This is a genomic window from Candidatus Pantoea symbiotica, assembly GCF_056491525.1.
This window is the reverse complement of the sequence record NZ_JBSZHR010000002.1, coordinates 1,809,701-1,830,564: the sequence shown is the minus strand read 5'-3', so window position 1 is coordinate 1,830,564 and position 20,864 is coordinate 1,809,701. Positions and strand designations below refer to the sequence as shown.

The 20,864-nt window shown below is 54.4% G+C and carries 20 protein-coding genes; 11 read left to right on the top strand and 9 right to left on the bottom strand.

The genetic code is table 11. The features are described from left to right. Positions 1-141 precede the first annotated feature (141 nt). Both ACXIZX_RS09090 and ACXIZX_RS09085 read left to right on the top strand, forming a co-directional pair. A complete protein-coding gene (locus tag ACXIZX_RS09090) occupies positions 142-1,404 on the top strand; it encodes a DUF1479 domain-containing protein (protein ID WP_479404017.1) in 1,263 nt (420 codons plus the stop codon). 42 nt (positions 1,405-1,446) lie between these two features. After that, entirely contained in the window at positions 1,447-2,187 is a 741-nt protein-coding gene (locus ACXIZX_RS09085) for a DeoR/GlpR family DNA-binding transcription regulator (protein ID WP_061718867.1), read from the top strand. 13 nt (positions 2,188-2,200) lie between these two features. Here ACXIZX_RS09085 and ACXIZX_RS09080 read toward each other — a convergent pair whose 3' ends face one another. From ACXIZX_RS09080 to ACXIZX_RS09055, 6 genes are all read right to left on the bottom strand, one after another. Then, positions 2,201-3,448: a type II toxin-antitoxin system HipA family toxin gene (locus ACXIZX_RS09080; RefSeq protein WP_479404016.1), complete on the bottom strand. Its 1,248-nt coding sequence runs from the start codon at positions 3,446-3,448 to the stop codon at positions 2,201-2,203. Further along, complete coding sequence (locus ACXIZX_RS09075; protein WP_479404015.1) at positions 3,438-3,785, bottom strand: helix-turn-helix domain-containing protein; 348 nt, start codon at positions 3,783-3,785, stop codon at positions 3,438-3,440. Before ACXIZX_RS09075 ends, ACXIZX_RS09080 begins: the two co-directional genes overlap by 11 nt. A gap of 165 nt (positions 3,786-3,950) precedes the next feature. After that, positions 3,951-4,904 carry a sugar-binding transcriptional regulator gene (locus ACXIZX_RS09070; RefSeq protein ID WP_479404014.1) on the bottom strand — a complete coding sequence of 318 codons (954 nt, stop codon included), beginning with the start codon at positions 4,902-4,904 and terminating at the stop codon, positions 3,951-3,953. A 15-nt stretch (positions 4,905-4,919) separates the two neighbouring features. After that, complete coding sequence (locus ACXIZX_RS09065; protein WP_479404013.1) at positions 4,920-5,858, bottom strand: sugar phosphate isomerase/epimerase family protein; 939 nt, start codon at positions 5,856-5,858, stop codon at positions 4,920-4,922. Between the two features lie 10 nt (positions 5,859-5,868). After that, the gene (locus ACXIZX_RS09060; RefSeq protein WP_479404012.1) at positions 5,869-7,395 is read right to left on the bottom strand and encodes a glycerol-3-phosphate dehydrogenase; all 1,527 of its coding nucleotides are present in this window, start codon (positions 7,393-7,395) and stop codon (positions 5,869-5,871) included. Positions 7,396-7,405: 10 nt separating this feature from the next. Continuing rightward, positions 7,406-8,953, bottom strand: a complete 1,548-nt coding sequence (locus tag ACXIZX_RS09055) for an FGGY family carbohydrate kinase (protein WP_479404011.1) — start codon at positions 8,951-8,953, stop codon at positions 7,406-7,408. Between the two features lie 424 nt (positions 8,954-9,377). Between ACXIZX_RS09055 and ACXIZX_RS09050 the strand changes: the two genes are divergently transcribed. From ACXIZX_RS09050 to ACXIZX_RS09025, 6 genes are all read left to right on the top strand, one after another. Next, entirely contained in the window at positions 9,378-10,031 is a 654-nt protein-coding gene (locus ACXIZX_RS09050) for a DUF2291 domain-containing protein (RefSeq protein WP_479404010.1), read from the top strand. Continuing rightward, positions 10,028-11,566 (top strand): sugar ABC transporter ATP-binding protein, encoded by a 1,539-nt coding sequence (locus tag ACXIZX_RS09045; protein ID WP_479404009.1) that lies wholly within the window; start codon positions 10,028-10,030, stop codon positions 11,564-11,566. Before ACXIZX_RS09050 ends, ACXIZX_RS09045 begins: the two co-directional genes overlap by 4 nt. Before the next feature lie 22 nt (positions 11,567-11,588). Beyond that, entirely contained in the window at positions 11,589-12,644 is a 1,056-nt protein-coding gene (locus ACXIZX_RS09040; protein WP_479404008.1) for an ABC transporter permease, read from the top strand. A 73-nt stretch (positions 12,645-12,717) separates the two neighbouring features. Then, entirely contained in the window at positions 12,718-13,665 is a 948-nt protein-coding gene (locus tag ACXIZX_RS09035; protein ID WP_007888383.1) for a D-ribose ABC transporter substrate-binding protein, read from the top strand. 152 nt (positions 13,666-13,817) lie between these two features. Beyond that, a complete protein-coding gene (locus tag ACXIZX_RS09030; protein WP_008104138.1) occupies positions 13,818-14,678 on the top strand; it encodes a DeoR/GlpR family DNA-binding transcription regulator in 861 nt (286 codons plus the stop codon). 200 nt (positions 14,679-14,878) lie between these two features. Then, positions 14,879-15,634 (top strand): YoaK family protein, encoded by a 756-nt coding sequence (locus ACXIZX_RS09025; RefSeq protein WP_479404864.1) that lies wholly within the window; start codon positions 14,879-14,881, stop codon positions 15,632-15,634. A 49-nt stretch (positions 15,635-15,683) separates the two neighbouring features. Here ACXIZX_RS09025 and ACXIZX_RS09020 read toward each other — a convergent pair whose 3' ends face one another. After that, positions 15,684-16,379, bottom strand: coding sequence for an ADP-ribose pyrophosphatase (locus ACXIZX_RS09020; protein ID WP_479404007.1), 696 nt, complete (start codon positions 16,377-16,379; stop codon positions 15,684-15,686). A 17-nt stretch (positions 16,380-16,396) separates the two neighbouring features. Here ACXIZX_RS09020 and ACXIZX_RS09015 point away from each other — a divergent pair, with 17 nt between their 5' ends. Then, positions 16,397-16,531, top strand: a complete 135-nt coding sequence (locus ACXIZX_RS09015) for a hypothetical protein (protein ID WP_479404006.1) — start codon at positions 16,397-16,399, stop codon at positions 16,529-16,531. A 26-nt stretch (positions 16,532-16,557) separates the two neighbouring features. Here the strand turns inward: ACXIZX_RS09015 and ACXIZX_RS09010 are convergent, their stop codons facing one another. Then, on the bottom strand, positions 16,558-17,460 hold the full coding sequence (locus ACXIZX_RS09010; RefSeq protein WP_061720088.1) for a ParB/Srx family N-terminal domain-containing protein: 903 nt from the start codon (positions 17,458-17,460) through the stop codon (positions 16,558-16,560). 132 nt (positions 17,461-17,592) lie between these two features. On the opposite strand from ACXIZX_RS09010, the gene ACXIZX_RS09005 reads away from it, so the two are divergent. Both ACXIZX_RS09005 and ACXIZX_RS09000 read left to right on the top strand, forming a co-directional pair. Then, a complete protein-coding gene (locus ACXIZX_RS09005) occupies positions 17,593-18,225 on the top strand; it encodes a DapH/DapD/GlmU-related protein (protein ID WP_479404005.1) in 633 nt (210 codons plus the stop codon). A gap of 77 nt (positions 18,226-18,302) precedes the next feature. Then, positions 18,303-19,601 carry a Fic family protein gene (locus ACXIZX_RS09000; RefSeq protein ID WP_479404004.1) on the top strand — a complete coding sequence of 433 codons (1,299 nt, stop codon included), beginning with the start codon at positions 18,303-18,305 and terminating at the stop codon, positions 19,599-19,601. 58 nt (positions 19,602-19,659) lie between these two features. Here ACXIZX_RS09000 and ACXIZX_RS08995 read toward each other — a convergent pair whose 3' ends face one another. Next, positions 19,660-20,625, bottom strand: a complete 966-nt coding sequence (locus tag ACXIZX_RS08995; protein WP_479404863.1) for a GT-D fold domain-containing glycosyltransferase — start codon at positions 20,623-20,625, stop codon at positions 19,660-19,662. Positions 20,626-20,864: the final 239 nt, after the last annotated feature.

The window sequence follows — 20,864 nt, the reverse complement described above, 5'->3', positions numbered from 1 at the left end:
CCTGAAAGCTATTTTTCAACCTTAATGTGATCAATCTCCGGATTCGGCGCTTATGGCATTGTTTATTGCTGCGCATTTGTTATGAATGAAGTGCAATTTAGTTTCGAATGAAACATACAAGTTAACGAATCGGAGCATGTCATGAATAATACTTTCACTTCATTGCAACAACCTGATGATTTCAAACAAAACGTTCGTCTGATGAAAGGCGTGCTGAGAGAGCAGATCGGTGATGTCGAAGGTCTGTTTGAACAAGTCAGAAGCAAAATCGTCAGCGAAATTGCCGCCACTCGTGCAGAAGAGGCGCAAAACGGCAGCGCGTGGCCGCAGGTCAGTCAGCAGGATATTGCGGCGGGACGTATTAGCGATGAGGTGGAGGATCATATCCGTCGACGCGGTTGTGTGGTGGTGAAGCAGACTTTCCCGCGCGAACAGGCGCTGGCGTGGGATGAGTCGATGCTCAAGTACCTCGATGACAACGATTTCGACAACGTCTATCAAGGGCCGGGCGATAACTTCTTCGGCAATCTGGATGCGTCACGCCCGGAAATCTATCCGATTTACTGGAGCGATGCGCAGATGTCAGCGCGCCAAAGCGATGCCATGGCCCAAACGCAATCATTCCTCAATCGCTTGTGGAGGTTTGAGTCACGCGGCACACGTTGGTTTGAACCCGACGTCAGCATTATTTATCCCGATCGTATTCGCCGCCGCTTGCCTGGCACCACCTCCAAAGGCCTCGGTGCGCACACCGATTCAGGCGCGCTGGAGCGTTGGTTATTGCCGGCGTATCAGCAAGTGTTCAGCAAAATTTTCACCAACCAGTTTGATCAATACGATCCCTGGGATGCGGCGCATCGCACCGAAGTGAATGAGTATCAATCGGGCACCACCACCAAGTGTTCGGTATTCCGGACCTTCCAGGGTTGGACTGCGTTGTCGGATATGCAGATTGGTCAGGGCTTGCTGCACGTGGTGCCGGTGCCGGAAGCGATGGCCTATTTGTTACTGCGTCCGTTGTTGAAAGATGTACCGGAAGATGAGTTGTGCGGCGTTGCGCCGGGCAAAGTGTTGCCGGTATCAGCGCAGTGGCATCCGGAACTGATTGAAGGCTTATGTTCGATTCCCGCACTGCAGGCCGGCGATTCGGTATGGTGGCACTGCGATGTGATCCATTCGGTCGCGCCAGTAGAGAATCAGCAAGGCTGGGGCAATGTGATGTACATTCCCGCCGCACCACTGTGCGAGAAAAATGCCGCCTACGCGACCAAAGTGGCGCAAGCGCTGGCCACCGGTGCATCGCCAGGCGATTTCCCGCAGGAGGATTATGAAACGCAGTGGCGCGATCGCTTCTCCCTCGATGCGTTAAATGCCCATGGTCGCCGCAGTCTGGGATTAGGCTAAATTTCTGGTAAGCTTGGCAAAAATTTCACAGCAGCGGGTGTTATGAACGCACGTCATCAGCAGATTATCCAACTGGTTAGCGAGCGCGGCAGCGTCAGCGTAAATGAGCTGGCGCACACCACCGGCGTCTCGGAAGTGACGGTGCGTCAGGATCTCAATCTCCTCGAGAAAGGCGGCTTTCTGCGCCGCGTGCACGGTTCTGCCGTGGCGCCAGAAAGTGATGACGTCGGCGCGCGTATGCAAACCCGCTTCGCGGTGAAAAAGCGATTGGCCGAATACGCGGCGTCGCTAGTGAACAGCGGTGAAACGGTGTTCATCGAAGGCGGCAGCACCAACGCCTTGCTGGCGCGTGAACTGAGTGAACGCAACGACATCACCATCATTACCGTGAGCCATTACATCGCCGGATTGCTGCGCGAAAAGGGCGGCGATGTGATCATCCTTGGCGGCCTGTTCCAGAAAAGCAGTGAATCGGTGGTGGGGCCGCTGACGCGTTTGTGTATTCAGCACCTCAATTTCCACAAGGCGTTTATCGGCATTGATGGCTGGGATGCGGTCACTGGCTTTACCGGCCGCGATATGCTGCGCTGTGACGTAGTTAACGCCATCATGGAAAAACCCACGCACACCATCGCGTTGACGGATTCCTCAAAGTTTGGCCAGATTCATCCTTTTGCGCTGGCACCGCTTCAGCCGTTTAAACAGCTGATCACCGATGCTGAACTGGAGGCAAGCTATCTAAAAACGCTGCGCGAGAAGGGCGTGGAAGTGAGTGTGGTTTAACTTAAGCGGTCAGTTATTCAAGTGAAAAAGGATTGATGAATTGCCTGTTCCACAGACTTTCCCGATCCACATGGCTCAGTTCGGCTTCATCACAAACATGATGCCAATAGGTTTCGATAGCCGTTTTTAACATCATGAAATGCGTATGAGCGTCAGCGCGACTCAAAGCAAAATGATGAGCGGCATCCAGACAACTGCTCATGCGACTCAAATTATTGTTGCCGCTAATCAGCATCGCCTGCGAGGCTTCGTTGCCAGCGCGGCCCTGCGGGCAAATATCATAAGCAGGCGTAAGACTGAAGCTGTTGCCGTCCCAGAATGCAGCATGATTGCGGGCATGGTCATCGGTATTGCCGCAGAGAATATTGAAGCAAAGCCGTTTATACAGTTCCAGCAAAGTCTCTTTGGGCGAGGCAAATCGCTGACGAATAATTTCAGCGAGTGTTTCGTAACTGGCATAGCGCGCCAGCATATCGTCGAGTTCAAACAAGGTCAGCGCCGAAAGCATCACTTTTCGTGTCCATCCATCGGCTTTTTGTTCGCGGTCGAAACGCTCAATCATGATGACATCGCGTCCGGCTGCTTTGACTAACTTGACCGGAGCGACATGCAAACCTGCCAACTGCGCCAATCGCATCGCCAGGAATTCGCCTTTCACCACATTCCAGATATCCGTACTGGCAGAAAACTTAGCAATGTATTTTTTTCCCTCGGCCTCGATCAGCGCTTTGGGCCGCGCGCCACCGATCGACGTCCCATGAAAAAGCGCCTGATCCAATTCAGGTGTTAGCGGTACGCCTTTTTCGACCCGATCAGCAGACTCCATTAATTCAGGAAGGGTGACATTCGCAGCCGATCGCGGAACGTACTCCGTTGCCGAGTGCTGGAAATCAAGCGCACCAATACGATCTGAACCGGACTCGATGAGATATGTCAGCTCATCGAGTATTCCGGTATCGACATTAGCGCCTTTACGTCCCATTCGACGGTTGATAATGACACGACGTCCCCAGGCATCAGGCGCGCTATCACGAATACAGCCCGCAATCGTTAACCCATTCAGCGGCGAAATAACGCCAGTCTGCAGAGGAAGTTCATTGGGATTGAGCGGAATGCAGTTTTCTCGCTGCAGATAACTACGACCATAGTTGAAAAACAGCGTATCGCCTTCAGCCTCTAGCCTGCCCGCCACCACTGGCGATGTTTCACCTGGTAGCCATATCCATACGTAAGCGTCTCTTAAACGCGCTTCAGAAGTCATCCTTCACCTTCCTGCTGCTCTTTTTTTTGCTGGTGTGTTTAGGTAACAGCTTTAGCTTTTCCTCAACACGGTTTCGATGGCTGACCAATGAGGGCAAACTCACCTCTGTATCAAACAGGGGAATGCCCAGGATGGCCGCAATCTCGAAATAACTGCCAATCTGACATTTCACATCGCCTTGCTCAATACGATGCAAAGTCCCGCGCGAAATGCCGGCTCTTTCAGCCAACTCGGATACCGGAATTTGCTTCTCGATCCGTTCAGCACGAATCAAGGAAGCTAATAGGGCAATCGCTTCCTGCGCATAGCGTGAGGTTGGTGAAGTAAGAGAAGTCATGATTTGTTCCATACACGGTACCAATAAGCGTTATATGTACAATATATGGAACATCATAGCCTGATGTGAAGGATTTTATCAATGTTGTAAACCGCCATGGATGTTCTCTGTATGGTACCAATGATACTTATTGGTGCCATACAGAGAACATTTAACCATTCTGCTTTAACCCACCAACGCCTGCGCCGTCACTTCATCCGTAATCAAACCGGTCACCAGACCGCTGGCCAGCACGGCGCGAATCGCAGCAACTTTACTGGCGCCGCCTGCCAGGGCGACAATCTCTGCGCGATGCGAAAGATCGAGATCTACCGACAAGGTGCGTGCCGTCAGGTTGGTGTGAATCATCTGTCCGTTGGCATCGAAGAAGTGGCCCAGCAGTTCGCCGACCGCTCCGGATGAGGAGATATCATTGATCTCCGCTTCATCAATCATACCGGCTTCAACCAGCTGAGCGGCGGGTTCGACGGTGCCAATGCCCACCAGTTTGACTTCACTCTGCGCCGCCATGGCAAACACCTCGCTCACACCGCGCTGCGCCAGCAACACTTCACGATCTTCCTGAGTATTCGCAAAGAAAGGCACAGGCATCATGTAAGCCTGCGCACCGGTTTTCTCGGCGATACGATGCATGACGTCGTGGGGATTGAGCGCGTAGTTGCGGGTTAAACAGCCGAGCAGCGAGACAAAGCGCATATGCGGGGCATCAATACGCGGCAATTGGTGGATGGCGGCGGAAAGGGTGCGGCCGTGTCCCAAACCTAGCGTGGTAGAAGGCGACGCGGTGAGCAGGTTACGCAGGTAATCCGCGCCCGCCATACCCAGCACACGTACCGGCAAACCTTCTTCACCAAGGTCAGGCGCGACATGACAGAAGTTAAGCGCGAATTTTGCTCGCAGCCGATCTTCTAATGCGACGCAGGCTACGATATCGCCATCGATAGACACCTTCACCGCGCCTTCCGCCACCATGCGCGCAATCATGCGGTGCGTTTTCACCGACGGCAGCCCAAGTCGTTTCGCCACTTCCGCCTGCGTTAAACCGCCGACGTAGTGCAGCCAGGCGGCGCGCAGCGCCAGAGATTCGTCGCGTTCACTCGAGGTTGGTGCCGGTTTCATTATTTATACGTCCTGTTAATTAGACAAATGCAGATCCTGCACGCCGGTATCAATATGTCCGGCCCAGAAGGCGACGCTTTCGGCGATCTCGGCCACCACATTGCTGTCGGTTGGCTCGCGCTCTTTAAAGCTCAGTTCAAGGCAGATCTCATTATCCTGCGCGCCGCCGCGCGCCAGCGCGTCCAGCAGCGGCTGGGGCTGAATGCGGCCGCCGGCATTGTACTGCAATGTAAAAGGTCTGTGTCCGCCTTTATCCAGCATGCTCTGTTTAATATGGATAATCGGAGAATAACGCGGCACCGCTTCCGCCCACGCATAGGGATCGTAATCGCGCGGATCGGCGGAGGTAACATCACCGTGATCGATATCCGCCATCATCCACATCGGCAGCGCCATCGAGGCTTCGCTCAAACGCTGCTGCAGCGCTAAACAGGCAGGAATGGTTTCACCAAACTCGCGGCCCACGCTCATCGGCTCCCAAAACAGGTATTTCAGTCCGGCGGCTTTGGCGTGTTCGGCAACGTCCGCCCAGCAATCAATGGCGATATCGATCAGTGCTTCGCGGCGTGCAACATCGTTGAAATCCTGCTGGGTAAAGATGGCGAACTGCGATCCCACCGAGTCGCCACCCAGTTCGGCGGTGATATCGGCGAAGGTTTTAAACCAGTCGACGTAATAGCGGCGCACTTCAACATCAGGATGGCCAAAATGGTTGAGTCGACCATACGGCCCAGTCATGCCGGAGGTGACGCGCACGCCGGTGGCGCGCAGCGCCTGTTGCATCAGGCGCGTCATGCGCGTGATGGTCGCAGCGGGCCAGCCGGGATTGATGAATTCATGGGTGAGCTGCACATCACGAATGCGGATCTGCTGCGCCACGGTGTTAATCAAATCCTGCGGATCGGCAAAGCGATTCACCAGCGGATTGGTATTCAGTGACAGCGTTAACGGCATGTTTCACCTCTTATCCGGCATGCGCACGCAGCGGCGCGGGAGCAGCAAAGGTGGCGTTGAACCACTGAGTGAAAGCCTGTTGCTGCGCGTCATCGAGGTGCAATTTATGCTTGGTACGACGCCACAGCACATCCTCAGCCTGTTGCGCCCACTCATTTTCCACCAGATAACGCACTTCGGCTTCATACAGTTGCCCACCAAAATGACGGCCAAGATCGCCCAGCGCATTGGCATGACCGATCAACTTATCGATACGCGTGCCATACAGCCGCGCATAGTGTTTACGCAGCGGCTGCGGCAGCCACGGCCAGCGCGCTTTAACCTGCTCTAAGAAACTGTCGAAATCAGCGTGTGGCATATCGCCGCCCGGTAAGGTGGCGCCACGCGTCCAGTCCGCGCCCATGTTGGGGAAGAACGGTGCCAGCTTCTGAATGGCGTGTTCAGCCAGCTTGCGGAAGGTGGTGATCTTGCCGCCAAACACATGCAGCAGTGGGGCGTTTTGCTGATCGTCGAGGTCAAACACGTAATCACGGGTCACCGCCGATGGATTGCCTTTGCCGTCATCAAACAGCGGACGCACGCCGGAAAAGCGCGTGATCACATCGCTGGCGCGCAGTTTCACCTTGAAGTAGCGATTTACCACGTCGATCAGATATTGCTGTTCGCTGTCGTCGGCGGTGACCGCTTCCGCTTTGCCTTGCCACGGAATATCGGTGGTGCCGATCAGCGCTTTATCGCCCTCATACGGATTGATAAAAATCACCCGCTTGTCGGTGTTCTGCACCAGATACGCCTGCTGACCTTCCCAGAATTTCGGCACGATGATGTGCGAGCCTTTGACCAGCCGCACGTTGCGACTGCTTTTGGTGTGCGTCACCTGATTAACGATATCCAGCACCCATGGCCCGGCAGCGTTGACCAACACTTTGGCAAACACGGTGCGCGAGGTGCCGCTGGCATCCTGCAGGGTGATTTCCCACTTACCGTTATGACGCGTCGCCGCCACGCAGCGGGTGCGCGGCAGAATGGTGGCACCACGCTCGGCGGCATCCAGCGCATTCAACGTCACCAGCCGTGCATCATCCACCCAGCAATCGGAGTACTCGAATCCTTTGCTGTAAGTGTCCAGCAGCGGCGCACCTTCGGGATCGCGCGATAAATCCAGCGAACGCGTGCCCGGCAGCTTTTGACGGCCGCCAAGATGGTCATAGAGAAACAGGCCGAGACGTACCAGCCACGCCGGGCGATCGGTTGGGCTGTGCGGCAACACAAACCGCATCGGCCAGATGATATGCGGCGCGGCGTTGAGCAGCACTTCGCGCTCGATTAACGCCTCACGCACCAGACGAAACTCGTAATACTCCAGATAACGCAGCCCGCCGTGCACCAGTTTGCCGGAGCGCGATGAGGTGCCCTGCGCGAGGTCATCTTTCTCACACATCATCACCGACAAGCCGCGACCGGCGGCGTCACGTGCGATACCCGCACCGTTGATACCGCCGCCAATCACAAACAGATCCAGCATGTGTTCACTCATGATTTACTCCTTAAAACTGTTTTAGCGCGTGCCAGGCGGCAGGAAGATCGTTACGCATCTGCTGATAGGTGGGGAACAGCTGGTTGTAGCGCTGCATCAGTTCGTTGGCTGGCGCTTCGGGCGCATCCAGCAGCGGCATCACCCAGGTTTTGACACAGCTCTCCATCGACGGATAGGCGCCAATCGCTACCGCCGCCATCATCGCGGCACCGGCCGCTCCGGCTTCGTCGCGCTGGCTGATGCGCACCGGCGCACCAATGCAGGCAGATAAAATCTGGCGTAACTGCTGCGAACGCACCGCGCCGCCGGTTAAACGGATTTCGCCCGGCAAACTGCCCATCGCCTGATAGCAATCGCGCGCGGCAAAACCGATGCCTTCGATTACCGCCCGCACCAGATCGCCAAAGTTGTGGGTGTAACTCAGGCCGGTAAAGCTGGCGCGCGCTTCGGCATTAACAAACGGTCCGCGCTCACCGGCAATCGAGATATAAGGGTGATAGAGCAGGCTGCCGGGCTTGGCCGCGTTGAGCCAGCGATCGATATGTCCCACCAAGCGGGCATGATCGATTTCACAACCAAAGCTGTTGAGCAGATCGCTGGCGAGATTCAGCAACCAGTCGAGATTGAGTGTCGATGCCATATTGGTTTGCACCTGGGTGACATAGCCCGGCCACGGCAGCGGAATCACGTAGCCGGTTTGCGCCGGATTCAGCCACACTTCATCGATGGTGACGCTGCGCAGATGTACGCCGGTCGATCCGACAATCGAGCAAGCGGTATTGGCTTCGCCGGTATGCACGCCAGCGCCAAGCGCGGTCATCGCCATATCGACATAGCCGAGACAGATTGGCGTGCCGGCCCGTAAACCGGTGGCCTGCGCGGCTTCAACGGTTAATGGATGGGTGGTTTCCGTACCTTCGATAATTTCCGGCAGCAGATGACGACGCTGTTCCAGCCCCAGCGCGGCAATCACCTGATCGTCATAACGCTGGTGGCGGAAGTTGCCAAAGGTAAAGCTTGCCTCGGAAGGATCGGTGGCGCGAATACCAGTGAGATTGAGGTAAAGCCAATCTTTGCAGTGTAGCGCCACTTCGCTGTTGGCTAACAGCTCGGGAAAGAAGTGATCCATGTGCGCCAGCTGCGATCCCTGCTGACAGGTGTTGAGTCCGGTGCCGGTGGCGCTAAAGCGTGCGGCAGCTAACGGATGTTGATTGAGTTTTTCAACCGTCGGTGCCGCGCGCGCATCTAACCAGATCCACGCATCGCCGACCGGTTGATTATTGGCACCCACCAGCCAGCTGCCGTCGCCTTGTGCGGTAACGGCCACTGCAACAACCCGCACGGCGAGATTGTCGACGCGCTCGCCCAGTTTACGTATCGCGGTGACCGCATCCTGCCAGGTTTGGCTCATTGACTGCTGCGCCGCGCCGCCTTCGCTGCGGTAATAACTGTTACGCACCGATGCGCATGCCAGTTGCGTGCCTTCCAGATCAAACGCCACCGCTTTAACCACCGAGGTGCCGGAATCCAGACCCAGAATGATATCGCCACTATCCACGTACACCTCCGAAAGAAGAAGAGTTCTGTTCATCGCCGTGATCACCGGAAAGGTGTTAATGGGCTGTGATGAATTTGCTAAATAATGTCTTACACCACTTCTCACTGAGATAACATATCATCTGTATTATTTTTCGATAAAACCAATAAATTTCATTTCGGATAGCGAAGCAGATCACGGATTAGGTGGTAAAACCTCACAGGAAGAAATGAGATATCACGGCGAAAAGGCTTATAGGGCGGGGTTTAGTGCGCTTTGTGACGAGGCCGACATCAAATAAGCGATCCAGATCGCTCTCCTGAAAAAATTGCGCGCCACCTGTTGACAATTTAGTCACATCAGCACAATTCTCATCACACAAGTTATCACATTTATAACATTATCGGCGCGATTATCGCAGCTGATGTCAGTGAGAGGTCACGTTATGTCCGATGTCTCAATTCAGGCCCAGCAAATTTCCCGCAAGCGCGTCCGACGCTATGCCGCCATCGGCGCAGTGGTGATCGCGGTTATCGCGGCGATGGCGCTTGACACCAAGGTGGTAAAAATTGGCTCCGCCGATGACGCGCAGGAGCAGGGGTTCTCGCCGGACAGTTACGGCCAGAAGACCTTCCCAACCATTCAGCAGGATGTTGAATCACGCGCGGTAGAGGCCAAAACGTTAGTTGATGCGCTGCAGGCTAATCAGCAGGAAGCGGTGCAGAAGTATGGCGTTGGCGCGCCGCTGCCGGTGTTCGCCGTTAAATTCTCCGGCGTGGTGCAAGCCGGGCAGATGGGCATCTTTCCGCTGAAAATCGACGGATTGCCGACAGATATGCAGGTGCGGCTGCAAACCGGTCCGGCGATTACCGGCACCGATCTGCGTGACGCCAATGGCAAGATTCAGTTCGGCGATTTCACTAACCAAATCGAGTATCAAAATGCCGGTTCGGCGATCAATCGTGCGATGAAAAGCGCGGTGCTCGACAAGCTGGATCGCGATGCGTTGCCGGGCAAAACCGTGCAGGTAGTTGGCGTGTTCCGCTTGCTCAACGCAAAAAACTGGATGGTGACGCCGGTCAGCATGGAGGTGAAATGAAACCGTTCAACCTCAATCCCGCCTTGCTGAAAGGCGAAGTGATTCTGCAGGCGCGCAACGTCAGCAAAGTGTACGGCTCCACGCACGCGCTGAAGGGCGTCAATTTCGAAATTCGTCGTGGCGAAGTGACCACGCTGTTTGGTGAAAACGGCGCGGGTAAATCGACGCTGATGAAAATTTTGTCTGGCGTGATTACGCCAACAACCGGGGAAATCTTATTACACGGCGAGGAGAAGACCTTTCGATCCGCCACCGAAGCGCGTGACTGCGGCATCTCGATTATCCATCAGGAGTTGAATCTCGCGCCAAATATGAACGTGCGCGACAACATCTTTATGGGGCGCGAAATCATGAAGCCGGGCGGCGTTGATTATGCCGAAGAGGCGCGCGTGACGGCGCACCTGATGGCAGCGCTGGAGGAGGAGATTGATCCGCTAACGCCAGTGGAGAACCTGCGTCTGGGCCAACAGCAGATTGTGGAGATTGCGCGCGCGCTGTCGGTCAATTCGCAGATTCTGATCATGGATGAACCCACCTCGGCACTCAGCGCAGCAGAAGTGGCGGTGCTGTTCCAGGTGATCCGTGATTTAACCAGCCAGGGCGTGGCGATTGTCTATATCTCGCATCATCTGGAAGAGGCGCTGGAGATTACCGATCGCGCGGTGGTGCTGCGCGATGGCGTGATGACCGCCTACGCCAAACGCGATGAGATCGATCTCGAATGGATCGTGCGCAACATGGTCGGCGATCACTTTGATCTGGGATCGCCACCGCAGGGTTACAACTTCGGGCTGCCGGCGCTGACGGTGAAAGATCTGACGCTGAAAAGCAAAACCGGCATTCGGCTGGTGGACAACCTCTCGCTGTCGGTGCAAGCCGGCGAGATCGTCTGCATTTACGGGCTGATGGGCGCGGGGCGCACCGAGCTACTGGAGTGCATCGCCGGACGTCTGCATCAAAGCAGCGGCCATATTCTGCTGCAGGACACCGATATCTCCGCGCTGACCATTTCCCAACGCATTCAAATTGGACTGGCGCTGGTGCCAGAAGATCGGCAGCGCGATGGCCTGGTACAAACCATGTCGGTGGGGGAAAACCTGTCGCTCGCCAGCATCGGCGACTTTGTGCGCGGGCTGGTGCTCTCCAGAAGCCGGGAAAAACAGCTGGTTAACGACAGCATTCGCAACGTGACGGTGAAGACCGCCGGTGGCGATGCGGCGATTGGCTCGCTCTCCGGCGGCAATCAGCAAAAAGTGGTGATCGGCAAAATGCTCGCCACCCGTCCCAAAGTGATTCTGCTGGATGAGCCGAGCCGTGGCATCGATATCGGCGCAAAAGCGGAAGTGTTTCGCCTGCTGGCGGAGAACGCCAAAAAGGGGCTGGCGGTGGTGTATACCACCTCGGAAGTGGGCGAATGTCTGAGTATTGCCCATCGCATTGTGGTGATGAGCAAAGGGCGCATCTCCGCCATCTTCGACGCAAGCGTCAGTAAAGAACGCATTATGGCCGCTTCAGGCGAGTCTCTGGTGGCATGACATGAAAAGTGGAGCAAAAGGTATGACTGACAGAACACAAACGCTGGACACGCCGCCGGTGGTAAACAAGAAAAAAAACGACAAGCAGCTGAATGTGGCGCGGCTGCTGCTGGAAGGGCGCGCGTTCATCGCGCTGCTGGTGATTATCGCTACCTTCTCAATGTTATCGCCCAACTACTTTACCGGCGCCAACTTCCTCACCATGGCATCGCACGTGGCGATTTTCGGTCTGCCGGCGATCGGCATGCTGTTGGTGATCCTCAACGGCGGCATTGATTTATCGGTGGGCTCTACGCTCGGTCTCGCCGGTGTAATGGCCGGATTTATGATGCAGGGCATCAACCTGGAAGCGCTCGGCGTGGTGCTCTATCTGCCGGTGTGGGCGGTGGCGATTTTGACGCTGGTGGTCGGCGCGCTGGTGGGATTAGTCAACGGCGTACTTATTGCCTGGTTCCGCGTTCCGGCATTCGTCGCCACGCTCGGCACCATGTATGTGGCGCGCGGCATTGCGCTGCTGATCACCAACGGCCTGACCTACAACAAACTCTCAGGCAGCGAAGCGCTGGGAAATACCGGCTTCGACTGGCTCGGCTTTAATCGCATCTTCAATATCCCGGTTGGCGTGCTGGTGCTGGGCGTGGTGGCGCTGGCATGTGGTTTCCTGCTCAGCCGCTCGGCGTTTGGTCGCTGGCTCTACGCTTCGGGTGGTAACGAACGCGCGGCCGATCTGTCGGGTGTGCCGGTGAAACGCATCAAAATCAGCGTCTATGTGTTGTCTGGCGTCTGCGCCGCACTCGCCGGGCTGGTGCTCTCCTCACAGCTCACCTCGGCGGGCCCAACCGCCGGTACCACCTATGAACTGACCGCCATTGCGGCGGTGGTGATCGGTGGCGCGGCGCTGACCGGTGGACGCGGCAACGTGCGCGGTACGTTACTTGGCGCGTTTGTGATTGGTTTTCTCTCTGATGGCCTGGTGATTATCGGCGTCTCTGCTTACTGGCAGACGGTGTTCACTGGTGCCGTGATCGTGCTGGCGGTATTGCTCAACACCCTGCAATACGGACGGCGCGCTCGCTAACTCACGCGCGCTGTTTCAGCAGCGCGCGGATATCCGTAAAACCTGTACCCCAAATAATAACGGAGCACCAACTATGTTCACTAAACGTCTCTTCATCGCGGCCGCAGCTATGGCCATCACCACTTTTGCTGCACCCACCTGGGCAGATAACGGGTTAATGACGATTATCGTTAACGATCCTTCCAACCCTTACTGGCTGACGGAAGGTCAGGTGGCGCAGAAAGCCGCTGAAAAGCTGGGCTACAGCGCCAAAGTCAGTGCACACAAAGGCGATACCAATACCGAAAGCCAGCTGATTGATACGGCGATCACTAATAAATCGAAAGCGATTATTCTCGACCCGGCTAACGCCGATGGCTCGGTCGGCTCGGTGAAAAAAGCCATCGCCGCTAATATTCCGGTGTTTATCATCAACGCCGAACTGAACCAGAGCGGCCTCGCCAAAGCGCAGTTGGTTTCTAACAACGCGCAGGGCGCGGCGGTTGGCGCGATGGAGTGGGTGAAGCAGGTTGGCGATACCGCCAACTATGTCGAGCTGGTTGGCCCGCCGTCAGATAATAACGCCGCCACCCGCGCCAATGGTTTTGATACCGTGCTGACGCAATATCCCACGCTGAAGAAAGTAGGCCAGGAAGTGGCTAACTGGGATCGCACCCAGGGCTTCAACAAAATGCAGTCGCTGCTGCAGGCCAATCCCAACATCAAAGGCGTGATCAGCGGTAATGATGAAATGGCGCTGGGCGCGATCGCTGCGCTGAAAGAAGCTGGCAAACTGAATCAGATCAAAGTCGGCGGTTTTGACGGTTCACCGGATGCGGTCGATGCCGTGAAAGCCGGTACGCTGGCTTACACCGTGATGCAGCCAGTGGCGCAGTTCGCGCAGAAAGCGGTAGAGCAGGCGGATAGCTTCCTGAAAACCGGCAAAACCGGAGCAGCCTCCGAGAAGCAACTGTTTGACTGCATCCTGATTACCAAAGAGAACGCCGGTAACTTTGCTTCACCGTTTGTTCTGAAGCAGTAAATAAACCAGGTCGCCATAAATGGCGACCCTACATAACGCGATATCTTCTGTAGGGTCGTCATTTATGGCGACCTCAAGCATTTGCCAAAACCACAATTAGACGCTGTAATGAGTGCCGAACCCGCTTTCCGCTTCACTTTCCCGGATGAAATATGGCGCACAACCCGCAGGACTCTTCCCTTGGCGTATTTATGGCCGAAACCTTACCCAGCGATAGCCGTCAGGCGCGCCAGCTCGCCCGTCGTCAGCTAATCGCCGAAGCGGTAATGGCTGAAGGGGCGATCCGCATTGAAGATATCACCGATCGCTTTGGCATCAGTTTGATGACCGCACATCGCGATATTGACGAGATGGTAGAACGCGGCCTGCTGCATAAATCGCGCGGCGTGGTATCCGCGACTCCAACCAGCCTGGTTGAATCCAGCGATATCTACCGCGCCACGCGTCAACTGGAAGAGAAGCAGGCGATTGCCGATGTCGCCGCCACCTATCTCGAACCGGGGCAGGCGATTTTCCTCGATGATTCAACTACCGTGCTGCAGATGGCGCGACTGCTCTCCGCACGCGCGCCGCTAACGGTAATCACCAATTCACTCACCTTAATGAACGAGCTGCGCAACGGCCGCGATATCACCTTGATGGGCTTAGGCGGACAGTTCTATCACTGGTGCAATGCGTTTATGGGCCGTATGACGCGGGATGAAATTGCCAGCCTGCGTGCCGACGTGTTTTTCGTCAGCATGTCAGCGATTATCGATGATGCGGTGTTCCATCAATCTGCTGAAACGGTAGAGACCAAACGCGCGATGTTTGACGCCGCGCAGAAGCGCATTCTGATGATGGATAACACCAAATTTGAACGTCGGGCGCTGCACCGCTTTGCGCATCTGAGTGAATTCGATGTGGTGATTGTCAATCAGGGCACGCCGGTACCTATTTTGCGTCGTATGCAGGATTTAGGAGTAAATGTGGTGGTCGCCCCGATGAAAATAAATCATTCGGTTAATTCGTGAAAAGTGGGTCACCATTAATGGCGACCCTACGATTATATGGCATGCCAATCTTTACATTAATTTAAATATATTCCCGCCTCGTTGATTTTTTTACTTTCTTTAATTCGTTCAGCGTCTTATTCGGCAATTTCCTGGTCATGCACGCAGCGTAGTGCTCTATGGTTATTATTCGGCCCTGGTTCAGAATAATGAGGTATCTGATGCTGATTAAACTTAAACGCACACGAACGCATGATGAGGACAGGAATCTGGCAATGTGGCTCGCCACCGCAGCCGGCGTGCTCAATGCGATCGCCTTGGGGGCGTTTGGCTTTTTCCCCTCACACATGTCAGGTAATACCTCACAATTATCCAGTGAAGTAACGAACGTTAATTTCCGCGATATCACCTTTTTAGCCACCATACTGTTTGCCTTTGTTTGTGGTGCGGTCACGGCGAGAATGGTGGTGATCAGCGGATTAGCCAACGGCAATCGTATTATATTCTGCCAAATACTGTGGGTTGAAGGGCTGGCCTTAATCGCGTTATCGCTGTTTGAAATGTTCTTTTATTCATCGGCCAATAACCGGGAAGTTATTGTTATTCTCGGCTTCCTGATGGGCGTACATAATTCAACTTCAACGCAGTTATCCAATGGTCGCGTACGTTCAACCCATATTACCGGTACCTTAACCGATGCCGGAATTTCTCTGGCATCAGTATTAGCGGCGCTGTTCCGCCGCGATCCGTCAAAGCAGATCTCGGGCCAGAAACGCCAGCTGTGGACGCATCTGACCACCATTTTCTCTTTCCTGATTGGCGGGATTGTCGGCCTGATGATGTTTAAACATCTTGGTTTTAAAGCCATGGCGATGGTGGGCGGCATACTACTAATTGTTGCCACGTTGGCGATGGTGAGAACGGTGGTGCGCGTAAAGAACAACCGCTCACTGGCCTTAAAACCGTCCAGCAAATAAGGCCGCAACCTTAGCAGCCGCATTGATCAAGCGGCTGCTAAAGACGAGATTAGTCGATAAGATTTTTCGCTCTGGCCAGCAGAAACGCGGTCACAGACGTTGCGTCGGTGATCTTGCCTGCCAGAATTAATTCAAGAAATTCGACAGTTTTGATTTTTCTCGCGGTTAATCCTACTTCTTCTGCATCCAGATTTTGTCCCTGATAGCTCAGGTTACTCGCCAGATAAATGTGATAGCCCTGCGCGGAATAGCCTTGCGCTAATTTTTGATATCCCACGTGTTCAAGCTGCCCGGCAATCAGACCTGTTTCTTCTAATAACTCGCCAGCGGCAAGATCTTCAGGCGCGGCATCGGGCGCAAGTTCCCAGCTTCCCTGAGGCAGTTCAATGGTGCGTTCACCCAGCGGATAGCGGAACTGTTCAACCACATAGATGTGATCACCCTCGACTGGCAAAATCACCACAAAATCATTCTTCTCAATCACCGAATAGATGCCTTCGCTGCCATCGGCGCGCTGGATTTTATCCTCTTTCAAGGTTAACCAGCGGTTACGGTAAATCTCAGTTGAAGCAAGCGTATGGATTTCAGGTTTCACTGTTGGCCTCCGTGATTTCAATGAGTGAATAACTATAACCACGATCACCGTTAGCTTTTTCTGAATTATCGCGCCATCGCCTGTTTCAGGGCATGCAGAAAGACCGTGACGCGCGTTGGCAAATGGCGAGCGGTGGGAAACAGCGCCCACACGCCGAGCAGCTGCGGTTGCGCATCTCGCAAGGCAATCTCAATAGCACGCGCGGAGCCAGCTCGGCAGCGCAGGCGCTGGAGCAGGGCGCGGATTATGTATCGATTGGCAAAAGCGCACTGGCGAATCCCGACTGGCCGATGCGAATGTAGGGTCGCCATTTATGGCGACCGTATGGTTATTGCGCAAAGGCCCACGTCAATTTGCCGTTGTCGGAGACCAGCTTTTCCAGCTTCTTCTCGTTCACTTTCTTGCGTGCGCCTAACCGATCCGCCGTCAGCGCGCCGCTATCGCTGTGCGCAATTACCGTGTCTTTCGGCACGCTGGTCATCTTCTCAGCGATGGTTTCCAGCGCTTTGGCGTAACCGCCGCGATTGTTGAGATCAAAGTTCTTCAGTGGGAGCTGAGTTTCCAGCCATTTGCCCCAGTAGAATTCAAGGAACGGCGGCGGATTTTGCTCTTTGTCAAAGCCAATATCGCGCACGAAATAGACCAGCGAGCGATATTCATCATTCTGCATGTGCTGGCGGCCCAGCTCTTTCGGCAGCGCATCCGGTTTAATTTTGCCGGATGGCGTGTCCAGCCACACCAGATGTGCCGCTTCCATTTTTTGCCAGAAGGCGGACATGGTTTTCAGGCTGCGGAAGTCATTAGTAATGCGTACCTGCACCGGCGTGTTGAGACCGGCGATATCGGCGAAATTACTGAAAGTATGATGACCATCGGTAAGGTACAGCACATTATCCGGTGCAATCACCGCCGTTTTCATCGGGCCAGGTTCGCTGCCAACCGGCGCTTTACAACTGAAGCTGCTGGGCTGCGAGAGACGTGATTTACTATCAAATTTATCGACGCCTTTCTGACCCATGCTTTCGCAATAATCATCAAACAGCTTTTTCGGTTCGGCTTCATAACGATGTTGTTTGTAATCCAGCTGACGATAGCCAATCGCGGCCTGCGTCGGATGGAGTTGCGCTAACTGCACTTGCACAATATCACCGGCTTTGATGTCGGCGGGCAGCGCGGCAGATGCCTGTCCGGCTGACCACAACAGCGCCAGTATTGACCACGGTGTTCTCATTCCCTTTCCTCAAATCGCCCATTGCAGATGCGCACAATAGCATTTCTGTCATCTTGTCGCTGTAGCGTGATGGCTCGCGGTTGCCCAGTCGCAACCGCTTATCCAGACATCTGACCACACGGAGCTTTGATTATGGCACTCGCTGCTGTGCAACCGGCAAAACTGCAACACACCGTTATCGATCCCAGCGTGCGTATGCGCGAAACCCAGATTGGCGCGCAATGTGAAGTGCTGGCCGAAACCTATATCGAATATACCGAACTCGGCGATTTCTCTTATCTGGGAGAGCACTGCTGCGTCGCCGATGCGCAGATTGGACGCTTTACCGCCATTGCCAATCATGTGCGGATTGGCGCGCCCAATCATCCGATGGACCGCGCTTCGCAGCACCGTTTCACCTACTGCCCGGAATACTACGATGGGCAGGCGGAGCGCGATAATGGCTTCTTTGCCGAGCGACGCGCCGATCGCGTGATTATTGGTAATGACGTGTGGATTGGGCATGGCGTGATCGTTCTGCCGGGCGTAACGGTGGGGGATGGCGCGGTGCTGGCGGCCGGTGCGGTGGTGACGAAAGATGTACCGCCTTACACCATTGTCGGTGGCGTGCCAGCCAAAGTGATCCGTGCGCGTTTCGCTGCGGATATTGCCGCACAACTGCAGGCAATTGCCTGGTGGAACTGGCCGCTGGAGAAATTGATGACGAATCTGGCGGATTTCCAGTCATCCGATCTCCGCGCCTTCTGCCAGCGACACGGCAGCTAACCGCGCTGTAAGCGCCATTTGTCGTCGCAGCTAATCTCAAGTAAACTCAAAATACACTGTTTTTGAGATTGCTTGAGATGAAACTGCGTTGTCCGCCTGCTCAACTTATTGATTCGTTGAGTATCAGTGAGATTAATTCGCTTCTCGCTAGTCATGCCGAGTGGGATGAGCGCTATCTGCATTTCGATGAATTGTATCGTCGAGTCAGTGATGGCCAGATGCGTGAGAAACTGTGGAGCGCATTGAAATTCAAGCGCCGCAGCAGCGCGCAGCACTTTGTGATCGCCGATCAAACCGTGACCTGTAACCTCACGGCCAAAATCACGGCGGCGATGTCGATGGTCGATCGCATGACCTTTGCGCGCAATGGCGAACCGACGGATGAGGATGCAGCTTCCTATCTGATGTCTCAGCTGATCATGGAAGAGGCGATCTCATCCAGTCAGTTGGAAGGCGCGGCGACAACCTCGCGTGTGGCAATGGAGTTGCTGGCGGTGGGGCGTGCACCGCGCAACGAAGATGAAAGCATGATCATGGGCAATTGGCGGCTGATGCAGCACATTGCCACGTTGGGTGATGCGCCGTTGACACGCGCCGATATTCTGGAAATTCATCACATCGCCTGCGCTGGCATTAATGATGACAAATATCGGCCCGGTGCGGTGCGTGACAATAACGATGTGTTCGTTGCCGGGCGAGACGGCGAAATCATTCATCAGCCGCCGGATTATCAGCGGCTGAATAGCCTGCTGGACGCGTTATGCGCCGAAGTTGCGTGGCTGGAGCAGCAGGGCACGCATCCGTTGCTGGTCGCCTGCGTAATGCACTTTGCCATCGGCTACATTCATCCCTTTAATGATGGCAACGGTCGCACCGCGCGCGGGCTGTTCTACCATCATCTGATTCGTCACGGTTATAGCGCATTCCGCTACATCTCTATTAGCAAGCTGTTGAAAGCCGCAGCGGTAAAGTACGGCATCTCCTATCTGTACAGCGAAACCGATGAGATGGATCTAACCTATTTCGTGCAGTTTCAGTGTGAAGTGGTAATGCGCGCGGTTAATGCATTCACCGAGCAAATCGCCACGCTGCATAAAGAGCGGGAGCGTCTGGTGACGTGGGTGGAAGAGAATATGACCTTAGCCAAAGGTGAGCTGGATATCATGGCTATCGCACTGAATGCGCCGGGTTCGTTACTCAGCTCTGCTGGAATTAAATCGCGGCTCGGCATTGCGGATAACACCGCGCGTGCGCGCCTGAAAAATCTCACCGAACAGGGATTGTTGCGTCCACTCAAGGAGGGAAAAGGAACGGTGTATCAGGCGCCTGTTTCACTGCGCAAGCTGCAAGAGTGGCTGAAAAAGCGCGAAGGGTAACAACGCCATCGCAAGCAATCTCAAAATGCCCTTTTTTTGCGATTGCTTGCGATGTGGATTAGACCGGCGGATGCATCACCATCGCCGACAGCACCGCTTCCTGTGGCAGCCCGACATGCAGCAAAATCTGCTGGCGATAATGCTCATCGGCGTCGCGCGCGTCGTCGCTGAGCAACACGCCAACTTCATTGACGTTCTTGCCAGCCACCTGCACCTTGTCACGCGCGGCACTGCGCATCCATTCATACTCGATATCAATGTGGCCGGTATCAATACAGCGAATGCCATGCTGGCTGAGATCGTAAGCCAGCACCGTTGCGGTGGGGCCGAGCGACATCAGTACCATATCGTAATCGCGTGCGTGCGCCAGGACGGCGCTGTAGAGATCGTTGTAAACCGAGAAAGCGTTGCGATTGAGTGTGGTGATGCGTTTAATCTCCCGCGCGCCGCCGAGCAAATCGTTGCCGATGCCGAGACGCGTGCCGCTACCTTCCACAATTAATATCTTTTTGTCACTGAACAGTTGCCTGAACTTATTAAACACACGAGCAGCCTGTTGCTTATCCTTATAATCATGATAGGGACGCGTAACAGAGGTATTACCATAGCGATAATCTTTCTTTAATAACGCTTCATAATGGCGAAAATAAAACGCTTTATGAAAAAACCAGAATAGGGCCGAACCAAAACGCATATTCGAGGTGCCGCGAAAGGCATCGGGCAAACACAATAAGCATGTATTCTTCGGCTGGCTTCCGCGACGTAATATCTCTTTAAGGCGAATCGAGAGACGTTCATCGAAAGATTGAAAACCGATATTCTTGAACAAGGTCATTTCCAGCTCGCCGTCGCCATAGCGGCTTACGGAGAGCTTGTCGTTATTGAGCAGCAGGTCAATGGTCTGTTCAGGCGACATCACCTGATATTGCCGGGCATGCGCATTGGCAACCGGAAACTTAAAAGCAGCGTGTGTGAGTTTAAAAGGAAAACGTAATTTACGATAAAAGAAATCTGCGCTAATCATCATAACCTTCTTTTTTATAGCGGACTTGCCGCAGAGCAGTTATGTGATTTATATCACGCTCAATTGGGGATAACAGGCTGAGGAAACTCTCAAAAAGGTATTGGGACGCAATAGTTAATCAATTCAAAAAATCTTAAATAAAGACTGCGGAAATGAAAGTGTAATAAAAATGCGCTTATTCGCACCGCTGTGATAATCGTTGCCAGGAATAATCGCAGCGGTGCTTTTATAATCTATTA